Raw genomic sequence first — 10,824 nt, 5'->3', positions numbered from 1 at the left:
CCACCGGTGCGCCCGCGTGTCCGCTCCCGGCGTGACGCCGTGACGGCGGCCGCGCCGGGCGGGGCCGGGCTCAGCGGCGGGTGCGCCAGCAGCGCTCGTGCCAGTGGCGGCGGTCCTCGAAGGCGCTGCGCGCCCCCAGCAGGGAGTCCTGCTGCCAGACGACCAGGTGCGCGATCCCCGGCGGGATCGACCGGCCGCAGCCGGGGCAGGTGTAGGTCTTGACCGCGTTGGCGGGCCGGACGTGGCGGACCAGCCAGTCCCCGTCCGCCGAGCGCTCCACCGTGGGCGCCGGCTCCAGGACGCGTTCGACCGACCACGGCTTCTGGGCGGCGCCGCGCTGCCACTTGCTCGCGCGCGGGCCGCTGCCGGGGCCGCCGTGGCGGCGTCGGGAGGAGTGGTTGGAGCGTGGCACCGCGCCATCGTCTCACAGCGGGGGCCTCCGGGTCCGGGCCGGGTCCCGCGGAGCGCTAGGCTGGTCCGCGTGCGTCTTGTCATTGCCGATTGCTCCGTCGACTACGAAGGGCGTCTGCGCGCCCACCTGCCCGCCGCCCGGCGTCTCCTCCTCGTGAAGGCGGACGGCTCCGTGCTCGTCCACTCGGACGGCGGCAGCTACAAGCCCCTGAACTGGATGAGCCCGCCCGCCCGCCTGCACGTCGGCGAGCCGGAGGCCGAGCTCGCGGCCGAGGGCGTGCTGCAGACGTGGACCGTCCAGGCCGCCAAGAGCGACGACCGCCTCGTCATCCAGGTGTTCGAGATCCACGAGGACGTCTCCCACGAGCTGGGCACCGACCCCGGGCTGGTGAAGGACGGCGTCGAGGCGGACCTGCAGCGCCTGCTCGCCGAGCAGATCCACCGCCTGGGCTCGGGGCACACCCTGGTCCGGCGCGAGTACCCCACCGCGATCGGGCCCGTGGACATCCTGGCCCGCGACGCCGCCGGCGCCACCGTGGCGGTCGAGCTCAAGCGCCGCGGCGACATCGACGGCGTCGAGCAGCTCACCCGGTACCTCGAGCTGCTCAACCGGGACCCCCTCCTGGCGCCCGTGCGCGGGGTGTACGCCGCCCAGCTCATCCGGCCCCAGGCCCGGGTGCTCGCCGAGGACCGGGGCATCGCGTGCCTGACCCTCGACTACGACGAGATGCGCGGGCTCGACGACAGCGGCTCGCGCCTCTTCTGAGCCCGCTCCCCCGGGCCCACCGGCGCGGGCCCGGGTCCGCGCCGGGCGCCGCCGGGGTCACGCGCTCGGCGAACAGCCCGCAACACGCGATGATCAGCAGGCGAACAACGTTGACCGCCCCCGGGGAGTGTGTGAAGCTGAACGTGTTCTTCGTTCCATGTTTTGCATGCTCGCAGAACGGGTAAGCGAGCGTGACGTTCGACCCTGGCCCTGGTCCTCCTCCTTCGGGAACGGAGACCGCGGCCCTCGGCTCATCTCGTGGTACCGCCCTTCAGTGCACGACCTGTGCACACGTTTCGCACCATCTCGCAAGGAGAGATCTTCATGGCCCAGGGCACCGTCAAGTGGTTCAACGCCGAAAAGGGCTTCGGCTTCATCACCCCCGACGACTCCGACTCGGACGTCTTCGTCCACTACTCGGAGATCCAGTCGGGCGGCTTCCGCACCCTCGAGGAGAACCAGCGCGTCGAGTTCGAGATCGGCCAGGGCCAGAAGGGCCCGCAGGCCACCGGCGTCACGCTCATCTGATCCGCTTCCCGCGCACCGGCTGAGCACGGAGCCCCGCACCCGTCCCGGGTGCGGGGCTCCGTCGTGCCGGCGTGCTCAGTACGCGGTGCCGACCAGGTGCCGTTCGACGGCGGCCCCCGCGGCCCCGAGCTGCTCCACGAAGTGCTCGTAGCCGCGGTCGACGTGCTGGACGCCGCTCACGTCCGTGGTGCCGACGGCGGCCATGCCCGCGATCACGAGGGCCGCGCCCGCCCGGATGTCCATGGCCTCCACCGGCGCCCCGGAGAGCACCGGCATCCCCGCCACCAGGGCGTGGTGGCCGTCGAGGCGCACGCTCGCGCCCAGCCGCTCGAGCTCGGCCGTGAAGCCCCAGCGGGCCTCGAAGACGTTCTCCGTGACCATGCCGGAGCCCTCGGCCACCGCGTTGAGGGCCACCACGAACGGCTGCAGATCGGTGGGGAAGCCCGGGTACGGCAGCGTGGACACGTTGATCGCCCGCGGCCGCCGCGGTCCGGCGACCACGAAGCGGCCCCCGTCCGTGTCCACGCGGCAGCCCGCGGAGCGCAGCTTGTCCAGCACCACGGTCAGGTGGCCGGGCTCCGCGCCCTCGATCTCCACCGTCCCCCCGGTCACGGCCGCGGCGAACGCCCAGGTGCCCGCGACGATCCGGTCGGGCACCGTCCGGTGCTCCACCGGGCGCAGGGACGCCACCCCGGCGACCGTCACGGTGCTCGTGCCGAGCCCCTCGATCCGGGCGCCCATCGCCTGCAGCATCCGCCCGATGTCCACGATCTCCGGCTCGCGGGCCGCGTTGTCGATGACGGTGGTGCCCTCGGCCAGCGTCCCCGCCATCATGAGGTTCTCCGTGGCGCCCACGGAGGGGTAGTCCAGGCGGAAGTGCGTCCCGCGCAGGCTGCGCGGCACGGACGCCACGAGATAGCCGCGCTCGATCTGCAGCACCGCGCCCATCGCCTCGAGACCCGCCCGGTGCATGTCCAGGCCGCGGGAGCCGATGGCGTCCCCGCCGGGCAGGGCGACCTCGGCCACGTGGCACCGGGCGACCAGCGGACCGAGCACGGAGATCGACGCGCGCATCGCCCGCACCAGGTCGTAGTCCGCCTGGTGGTGCAGGACCGCCGGGACGTCGATGCGGACGGTCTTCTCGGCGCGCTCGTAGACCACCCCGCAGCCGAGCCGGCGCAGCAGCTCCGCCATGATCGTGACGTCGTGGATCTCGGGGACGTTCGTGATGGTCGACTCGCCCTCGGCCAGCAGGGTCGCCGCCATCAGCTTCAGCACGCTGTTCTTCGCGCCGGAGACGCGCAGGGTGCCGTTGACCGCGGTGGGTCCGTGCACGACGATCTTCTCTTCCATCCACTCTCCTGGGCGGTCTCGCCGGGGTCCCTGCGGGGCCCCGGGTACGGCCGCGGCCTCCGCACCGGTGGTGCGGAGGCCGCGATGTGCTGGGCGCGCGGGGCGGGGCCCCGCGCGGACGGGCGGGATCAGGCGGCGGCGGCGCCGGGCAGCTCCACGTTGTCCGCCACGATCGTCACCCGGTCGTTGTCGACGAACACGAAGCCTGCGTCGATCGTGCCCTCGAGCCGGGAGCCGTCCACGGGGTCCACCGCGAAGTCGCCGGGCTTGAGGATGCCGGCCACGGCCTCGTGGCCGGGCAGGATACCGATGTCGCCCTCGGACGTGCGGACCCGCACCATCCGGGCGGTGCCGGTCCACACGGCCTGCTCGAGGGAGACGATTTCGACGATCATCTCAGCCATGACTACTTGCCACCGGTCCGCTTCTTGATCTGCTCCCACTGCTGCATGACGTCGTCGAGACCGCCGACGTTGTAGAACGCCTGCTCCGGCACGTGGTCGAACTCGCCCTCGCAGATCTTCCCGAACGCCTCGATGGTCTCGGCGAGCGGGACCGTGGAGCCCTCGACACCGGTGAACTGCTTGGCGGTGTAGGTGTTCTGGGAGAGGAACTGCTCGATGCGGCGCGCGCGCGAGACGACGACCTTCTGCTCCTCGGAGAGCTCCTCGACGCCGAGGATCGCGATGATGTCCTGCAGCTCCTTGTTCTCCTGCAGGATCGACCGGACGCGGATCGCGACGTCGTAGTGCTCCTGGCCCACGATCTGCGGGTCGAGGATGCGCGAGGTCGAGGTCAGCGGGTCGATCGCCGGGTACAGACCGCGGGAGGCGATGTCACGGGAGAGCTCGGTGGTCGCGTCCAGGTGGGCGAACGTCGTGGCCGGGGCCGGGTCGGTGTAGTCGTCGGCGGGCACGTAGATCGCCTGCATCGAGGTGATCGAGTGGCCGCGGGTCGAGGTGATGCGCTCCTGGAGCACGCCCATCTCGTCCGCCAGCGTCGGCTGGTAGCCCACGGCGGAGGGGATGCGGCCCAGCAGGGTCGACACCTCCGAGCCGGCCTGGGTGAAGCGGAAGATGTTGTCGACGAAGAGCAGCACGTCCTGGTTCTGCACGTCGCGGAAGTACTCCGCCATCGTGAGCCCGGTCAGGGCCACGCGCAGACGCGTTCCCGGCGGCTCGTCCATCTGGCCGAACACGAGGGCGGTGTCCTTGAGGACGCCCGCCTCCTCCATCTCGACCCAGAGGTCGTTGCCCTCACGGGTGCGCTCGCCCACGCCGGCGAAGACCGAGGTGCCGCCGAAGTTGCGGGCCACACGCGTGATCATCTCCTGGATGAGCACGGTCTTGCCCACGCCGGCGCCGCCGAACAGGCCGATCTTGCCGCCCTTGATGTAGGGGGTCAGCAGGTCGATCGACTTGATGCCGGTCTCCATCATCTCCGTGGAGCCCTCGAGCTCCGCGAAGGACGGCGCCTTGCGGTGGATCGGCCAGCGCTCGGTGATCTCCAGGGAAGAGGTCTCGACGTCGAGGGCCTCACCGAGGACGTTGAAGATGTGGCCCTTGACCACGTCGCCCACGGGCACGGAGATCGGCTCGCCGGAGTCCTTGACCTCGGTGCCGCGCACCAGGCCGTCGGTCTGCTGCAGGGCGATCGCGCGGACCATGTTGTCGCCCAGGTGCTGGGCGGTCTCGAACGTGATCGTCCGCTTCTCGCCGTTGAGCTCGTACTGGGCGGTCAGGGCGTTGTAGATGCCGGGCACGGCGTGCTCGGGGAACTCGACGTCGACGACCGGCCCGATGACCCGGGCGATGCGTCCCGTGGCACCGCCCGAGACCGGCTGCCCGGCCTGTTCGCTGATGGTGGCAGTCATATCTCTCACTTCACTTGTTCGTGGTGGACACTTGCTGGATCGCCGGGACGGCCCGTCACAGGGCCTCGGCGCCGCTCACGATCTCGGTGAGCTCGGTGGTGATCTCGGCCTGGCGGGCGTTGTTCATCAGGCGCGTGTACTTCTTGATGAGGTCGTCGGCGTTGTCGCCGGCCGCCTTCATCGCCCGCTGCCGGGCCGCGAGCTCGCTGGTGGCTGCGTGCGCCAGGCTCGCGAAGAGTCGGGCGTCGATGTAGCGCGGCAGGACGGCGTCGAGGAACTCCTCGGGGTTCGGCTCGAACTCGAAGGTGCTGTCGGGCTCCTCCAGCTCCTCGAACTCCCGGGCGACCTCGTCGGTCAGCGCGTTGGCGTCCACGACCTCGAGCGGCAGCAGCCGGAGCACCCGGGGCTCCTGGACGACCATCGACTGGAACGACGTGTAGACGAGGTGGATCTCGTCGACGCCGCCGTCCTCGTACGCGGTCTCCAGGTCCTCGATCAGCACCTTGCGCAGCTCCCGCGCACGGTCCGGCCGGGCGTTGTCCGTGTCCCCGGTCCAGTTCCGCTCGTACGGACGGCTGCGGAAGTCGAAGTACGCCTGGGCCTTGCGGCCGATCAGGTAGACCTTGGTCTCCTTGCCCTCCCCGTGCAGCAGCTCCAGCAGGCCCTCGGCCTCCTTGAGCACGTTGGACGAGTAGGACCCGGCCAGACCGCGGTCCGAGGTCATGATCACCACGGCCGACCGGCGCACCTCGTCGGCCCTCGTGGTCAGGGCATGGGAGACGTTGTGCTGGGTGGCGACCTGTGAGACCGCCCGGGTCAGCGCGTTCGCGTAGGGACGCGCCGCCTGCAGACCCTGTCGGGACTTGTTGATGCGCGAGGTCGCGATCATCTCCATGGCCTTGAAGATCTTCTTCATGGACTTGGTCGACGCGATCTTGTTTCGGTAGACCCGAATCTGCGCTCCCATGTGACTTCCTTTCGTCACCGTGCCCGGTGCGCCGCCGCGGCGGCGCACCGGACCGACCGGTTACTTCCTGACGATCCGTTCCTGGTCGACCGCGGACGCGTCGAGGGGCTCGTGCTCCTCGTGGCCCGGCTCGATCCCGTGCTTGGTGCCCCGGAAGTCCCGCTTGACCTCGGCGACGGCCGTCTCCAGCGCGGCGACGGCGTCGTCCTCGAGCTTGCCGGAGCCGACGATGGAGTCCATCACGTTGGTGGTGCGGCGCACGTGCTCCAGCAGGGCCTGCTCGAAGTCGAGCACGTCGGCGACCTCCACCTCGTCGAGGTGGCCGTTGGTGCCGGCCCAGATGGACACGACCTGGTCCTCGACCGGGTACGGGGTGTACTGCTTCTGCTTCAGCAGCTCCATCAGCCGGGCGCCGCGGGTCAGCTGCTGCCGGGACGCGGGGTCCAGGTCGGAGGCGAACATCGCGAAGGCCTGCATCGAGCGGTAGGACGCCAGCTCGAGCTTCAGCGTGCCGGAGACCTTCTTCATGGCCTTGACCTGCGCGGCGCCGCCGACGCGGGACACCGAGATGCCCACGTCCACGGCCGGGCGCTGGTTGGCGTTGAACAGGTCCGACTGCAGGAAGATCTGGCCGTCGGTGATGGAGATGACGTTGGTGGGGATGAACGCCGAGACGTCGTTGGCCTTCGTCTCGATCATCGGCAGCCCGGTCATCGACCCGGCGCCCAGCTCGTCGGAGAGCTTGGCGCAGCGCTCGAGGAGGCGGGAGTGCAGGTAGAACACGTCGCCCGGGTAGGCCTCGCGTCCCGGCGGGCGGCGCAGCAGCAGCGAGACCGCACGGTAGGCCTCGGCCTGCTTGGACAGGTCGTCGAAGACGATGAGGACGTGCTTGCCGCCGTACATCCAGTGCTGGCCGATGGCCGAGCCGGCGTAGGGGGCGAGGTACTTGATGCCCGCGGCCTCGGAGGCGGGGGCCGCCACGATGGTCGTGTACTCCAGGGCCCCGTTGTCCTCGAGGGTCTGGCGCACGCCGGCGATGGTGGACGCCTTCTGGCCCACGGCCACGTAGATGCAGCGCACCTGCTGGTTGACGTCGCCGGACTCCCAGTTGGCGCGCTGGTTCAGGATGGCGTCCACGGCGATGGCCGTCTTGCCCGTCTGCCGGTCGCCGATGAGGAGCTGGCGCTGACCGCGGCCGATCGGGATCATCGCGTCGATGGCCTTGATGCCGGTCTGCAGGGGCTCGTGGACCGACTTGCGCATGGTCACGCCGGGCGCCTGGGTCTCGAGGGCGCGGCGGCCCTCGGCCTCGATGGGGCCGAGGTCGTCGATGGGCGTGCCCAGCGGGTCGACCACGCGGCCGAGGAAGGCGTCGCCCACGGGCACGGAGAGGACCTCCCCGGTCCGCTGGACCTCCTGGCCCTCCTCGATGCCGCGGAAGTCGCCGAGGATCACGACGCCGATGTCGCGGGTGTCGAGGTTCTGCGCGAGGCCGAGCACGCCGTTCTCGAAGCGCAGCAGCTCGTTGGCCATGACCGAGGGCAGGCCTTCGACCCGCGCGATGCCGTCGGAGGCGCTGCTGACGCGGCCGACCTCGGTTCGTTCTGCGGTGCCGGGCTCGTAGGACGCGGCGAATTCGCTCAGCGCGCTACGGACGTCGTCGGCATTGATGGTGACTTCGGACATGTCCTGTCCCTGCTCTCCTAGTTCGTGATCACTGCCGTCAGCGGTGACCGTGAGTCCAAATCTGTGGCGGAACGCTGCGCTGGTCCACCGGCTGCTGCCGTTCGGCCGGTGGGGCGCCCGCCCGCGGCGGCGGTGTGGGCGCCCCCGGCGCTCAGGCGCCGATCCGCTGGCGCAGCTCGTCGAGCCGGGCCGCGACGGAACCGTCGATGACCTCCTCGCCGACCTGCACCTTGAGCCCGCCGAGCAGCGCCGGATCGACGTCCACGGTGAGCTTGAGGTCCTTGCCGTACAGCGAGTTCAGCTGCTGCTGCAGCCGGCCGCGCTGGTCCTCGGTCAGCGGTCGCGACGTGGTCACGTGCGCGATCCACCGCTGCCGGCGGGCCGCCACCTCCTCCGCGAAGCGCTCGACCAGACGGCCGACCAGGGCTCCGCGCGGCGAGAGCACGGCCTGCTCCACGAGGAGCAGTGCCTCGTCCGAGGCGCCCGGGGTCAGCCGGTGCGCCAGTCGCGTCTTGGCCTCGACCCCGGCGCGCTGGTCGCTGAGGGCGCGCTGCAGCTCGTGCGAGCCGTCCAGCACCCCCTTGAACGCGATCAGCTGGTCCACGACCTGCTCGAGGCCCTGGAGTCCGGCGCGGTTCTCGGCGGACGCCGCGGTGAGGGACACCCCGGCGTGCTCGAGGGCGTCGGCGAACTCGCGGTCGTCGCTCCAGCGCCGACCGGCGAGGTGCGCGACGATCTCCACGGCGTCCGGGGAGACCTTGTCGGCGAAGATCCGGCGCACGACCTGCTCGCGCCGCGGCCCCTCGTAGGAGGGGTCGGCCAGCGCGCGCCGCAGGGCGCCGTTCTCGTCGAGGATGGCGAGCACGGCGAACAGCTCACGGGCGAGCGCAGGGCTGGCGGAGCCGGCCCAGCGCTCGACCTCACGAGCGCTCTGCTGGGTGAATTCGTTCGCTGCGTCTGCCATTACCGCGCCGCACCTGCGTTCCGCTCCTGCTCCTGCTCGAGGTCGGCGAGGAAACGGTCGACCACCCGGTTGGACCGGGCGTCGTCGTCGAGGGACTCGCCCACGATCTTCGCCGCGAGCGTGGTCGCCAGGGCGCCCACCTCGTTGCGCAGGGAGACCACGGCCGCCGAGCGCTCCGCCTCGATGGTGCGGTGGGCATTCTCGGTGATGCGCGCCGACTCGGCGTTCGCCCGGTCCTTGAAGTCCGCGAGGATCTTCTCCCCCTCGAGGCGGGCCTCCTCGCGGATCTTCTGAGCTTCCAGGCGCGCGCTCTCGAGCTGCTGGTTGTACTCGTCGCGGGCGGCGGCGGCCTCGGCCTGCGCGGCCTTCGCCTTGGCCAGGCCACCTTCGATGGCCTCGGTGCGCTCACGGTAGACCCGCTCGAACGCCGGCACGACGAACTTGACGACGAGGAAGAGCAGGATCAGGAACCCGATGCCGGTGATCAGCATTTCCCAGACGTTGGGGAAGAGGGGGTTCGCCCCTTCCTCGGCTGCCAGCAACAGTGTCATGTGCGCGATTCCTGTTCTCTCAGAAGGACGTGTACTTGGTCAGGCACTCAGGCGATGAACGCGAGCACGAAGCCCAGAATCGCGAGGGCCTCGACCACGGCGAAGCCGAAGAACAGCATCGGCTGGAGCACGCGCTGCGACTCGGGCTGGCGGGCGACGGACTGCATGTACGCGGCGAAGATCAGACCCACGCCGATGCCACCGCCGATGGCAGCCAGACCGTAACCAATAGCGCTGAGCGAACCAGTCATGAGGGGTATTTCCTTTCTAGGTGCCCGGGGGCCGGGCGTCGTAGCCGTGTCGGCTCTGAACATTTCGAGGATGGACTGCGGGGTCCGGCCGGGGCCGGGGCTGCTCCACCGGCGTCAGTGGCCCTCTTGCAGGGCACCCTGGACGTACACGGCGAAGAGGAGGGTGAAGATGTAGGCCTGGAGGACCTGGATCAGGATCTCCAGGAAGTAGATGAACACGCCGAGCACGGTCGAGCCCAGGGCGACGACGCTGATGGCGCTGGCCTGGGAGAGCAGGTAGCCCGTCATGGACGCCGCGACCATCAGGGCGAGGTGACCGGCGAACATGGTGGCGAACACACGCAGGGCGTGCGTGACCGGGCGGATGATCAGGTTCGAGAGGAACTCGATCGGGATGAGGAAGATGTAGAGCAGCTTCGGGACGTCCGGCGGCATGGTCATCTTGCCCATGAAGCCGCCGAGGCCGTGGCGCTTGATGCCCATGAAGACCCAGGTGACGTAGGCGATGCCGGCCAGGACGTAGGCGGAGCCCGCGTGGGAGAGGGTCGGCAGCTGCAGCACCGGGATGGAGCCGAACAGGTTGTTCACCAGGATGAAGAAGAAGAACGTGAACAGCAGCGGGACGTAGGGGCGGAACTCCTTCTCACCGATGATGTCCCGGCCGAGGTGGTTGCGCACGAACCCGTAGCCGCTCTCCGCGAGGTACTGCGACTTCGACGGGACGAGCGCGTTGCGGCGGATGGCCCACATGAAGAAGCCGGCGATCAGGACGACCGACAGGAGGATCAGCAGCGTCTGCTTGCCGAACTCGAAGGTGCCCAGCGCGAAGAACGGCGGCAGGTGCATCTCCTCGACGGTCGGGGCGGTGAATCCTCCGGTGGCGGGGAGCCTGATGAGGGCGGCGTTCAATGCGGGTCCTTTCTGCAGTGCTCTGGCCGGTGGTCACGGTCGGGGCGCCGAGTCCGGGCCGGACTGGTGCGGGTTGTGTGGATCTCGCCCATCGGAGGTCAGGCTGCGACGCAACCCCTCCTGCATGTGGAGGTACACGACGTAGATCCCGGAGGCGGCGCCGATGCACGCTCCCAGGACCACGATCCACCGGGTTCCCAGCACGCGATCCGCACCCCACCCTACCAAACTCCAGAACCCCATCCCGATCACCACGTAGAGGAGTGTCGTGAGACCTCCGGAGAGCCCTCCGCCCTCCACGAGCTCCCCCGCGGTGCGCAGTCCGGGGCGCTCCCCGGGCCCGTCCTGCGGGGCCCCGGGGCCCTCCTCCGGCGGGGGCGTCCCGTCCGGGCGGGCCGGGTCGTCGCGGTCATCCGCGCTCATGGTCGTCCGTGCTCATGGTCGTCCTGCTTCCTGTCGTCCGGGGTCCTGCCGTCGCGCGTGCCGTCGCCGGCGGGGCCGGGTGCGACCGGGCCGTCCGGGTGCTCGGCCGCTGCCCGCCGCCGGGCCTCCAGCACCGGCTCCA

Annotated in this window: 13 protein-coding genes; 2 read left to right on the top strand and 11 right to left on the bottom strand. The window is 70.4% G+C overall.

Translation table 11 applies throughout. The features are described 5' to 3' along the window. Nucleotides 1-70 precede the first annotated feature (70 nt). On the bottom strand, nt 71-412 hold the full coding sequence (locus CRM73_RS16135) for an ATP/GTP-binding protein (protein ID WP_229588463.1): 342 nt from the start codon (nt 410-412) through the stop codon (nt 71-73). A gap of 69 nt (nt 413-481) precedes the next feature. Between CRM73_RS16135 and nucS the strand changes: the two genes are divergently transcribed. After that, the gene (gene nucS, locus CRM73_RS16130; protein WP_031282930.1) at nt 482-1,177 is read left to right on the top strand and encodes an endonuclease NucS; all 696 of its coding nucleotides are present in this window, start codon (nt 482-484) and stop codon (nt 1,175-1,177) included. 324 nt (nt 1,178-1,501) lie between these two features. Then, entirely contained in the window at nt 1,502-1,705 is a 204-nt protein-coding gene (locus tag CRM73_RS16125; protein ID WP_017833253.1) for a cold-shock protein, read from the top strand. 75 nt (nt 1,706-1,780) lie between these two features. Here the strand turns inward: CRM73_RS16125 and murA are convergent, their stop codons facing one another. From murA to CRM73_RS16075, 10 genes are all read right to left on the bottom strand, one after another. Beyond that, the gene (gene murA / locus CRM73_RS16120) at nt 1,781-3,058 is read right to left on the bottom strand and encodes a UDP-N-acetylglucosamine 1-carboxyvinyltransferase (protein ID WP_017833254.1); all 1,278 of its coding nucleotides are present in this window, start codon (nt 3,056-3,058) and stop codon (nt 1,781-1,783) included. 128 nt (nt 3,059-3,186) lie between these two features. Then, the gene (locus CRM73_RS16115) at nt 3,187-3,462 is read right to left on the bottom strand and encodes a F0F1 ATP synthase subunit epsilon (protein WP_031282932.1); all 276 of its coding nucleotides are present in this window, start codon (nt 3,460-3,462) and stop codon (nt 3,187-3,189) included. A gap of 2 nt (nt 3,463-3,464) precedes the next feature. Continuing rightward, on the bottom strand, nt 3,465-4,931 hold the full coding sequence (gene atpD / locus CRM73_RS16110; protein ID WP_017833256.1) for a F0F1 ATP synthase subunit beta: 1,467 nt from the start codon (nt 4,929-4,931) through the stop codon (nt 3,465-3,467). A gap of 55 nt (nt 4,932-4,986) precedes the next feature. Further along, nucleotides 4,987-5,898, bottom strand: coding sequence for a F0F1 ATP synthase subunit gamma (locus CRM73_RS16105; protein ID WP_017833257.1), 912 nt, complete (start codon nt 5,896-5,898; stop codon nt 4,987-4,989). Nucleotides 5,899-5,958: 60 nt separating this feature from the next. Further along, nucleotides 5,959-7,584 carry a F0F1 ATP synthase subunit alpha gene (gene atpA, locus CRM73_RS16100; protein ID WP_229588461.1) on the bottom strand — a complete coding sequence of 542 codons (1,626 nt, stop codon included), beginning with the start codon at nt 7,582-7,584 and terminating at the stop codon, nt 5,959-5,961. Between the two features lie 151 nt (nt 7,585-7,735). Then, the gene (locus tag CRM73_RS16095; protein ID WP_095651711.1) at nt 7,736-8,548 is read right to left on the bottom strand and encodes a F0F1 ATP synthase subunit delta; all 813 of its coding nucleotides are present in this window, start codon (nt 8,546-8,548) and stop codon (nt 7,736-7,738) included. Then, entirely contained in the window at nt 8,548-9,099 is a 552-nt protein-coding gene (locus CRM73_RS16090; RefSeq protein WP_031282934.1) for a F0F1 ATP synthase subunit B, read from the bottom strand. Before CRM73_RS16090 ends, CRM73_RS16095 begins: the two co-directional genes overlap by 1 nt. A gap of 47 nt (nt 9,100-9,146) precedes the next feature. Beyond that, entirely contained in the window at nt 9,147-9,350 is a 204-nt protein-coding gene (gene atpE, locus CRM73_RS16085; protein WP_017833261.1) for an ATP synthase F0 subunit C, read from the bottom strand. Between the two features lie 114 nt (nt 9,351-9,464). Continuing rightward, nucleotides 9,465-10,259, bottom strand: coding sequence for a F0F1 ATP synthase subunit A (atpB, locus tag CRM73_RS16080; protein WP_017833262.1), 795 nt, complete (start codon nt 10,257-10,259; stop codon nt 9,465-9,467). A 33-nt stretch (nt 10,260-10,292) separates the two neighbouring features. Then, a complete protein-coding gene (locus tag CRM73_RS16075; protein WP_017833263.1) occupies nt 10,293-10,682 on the bottom strand; it encodes an AtpZ/AtpI family protein in 390 nt (129 codons plus the stop codon). Nucleotides 10,683-10,824 lie beyond the last annotated feature (142 nt).

It is taken from the genome of Kocuria sp. CCUG 69068 (genome assembly GCF_020833785.1).
Classification (GTDB): Bacteria; Actinomycetota; Actinomycetes; order Actinomycetales; family Micrococcaceae; genus Kocuria; species Kocuria rosea.
The sequence above is the reverse complement of the archived record's forward strand: the minus strand, read 5'-3'. Positions and strand labels throughout refer to the sequence as shown.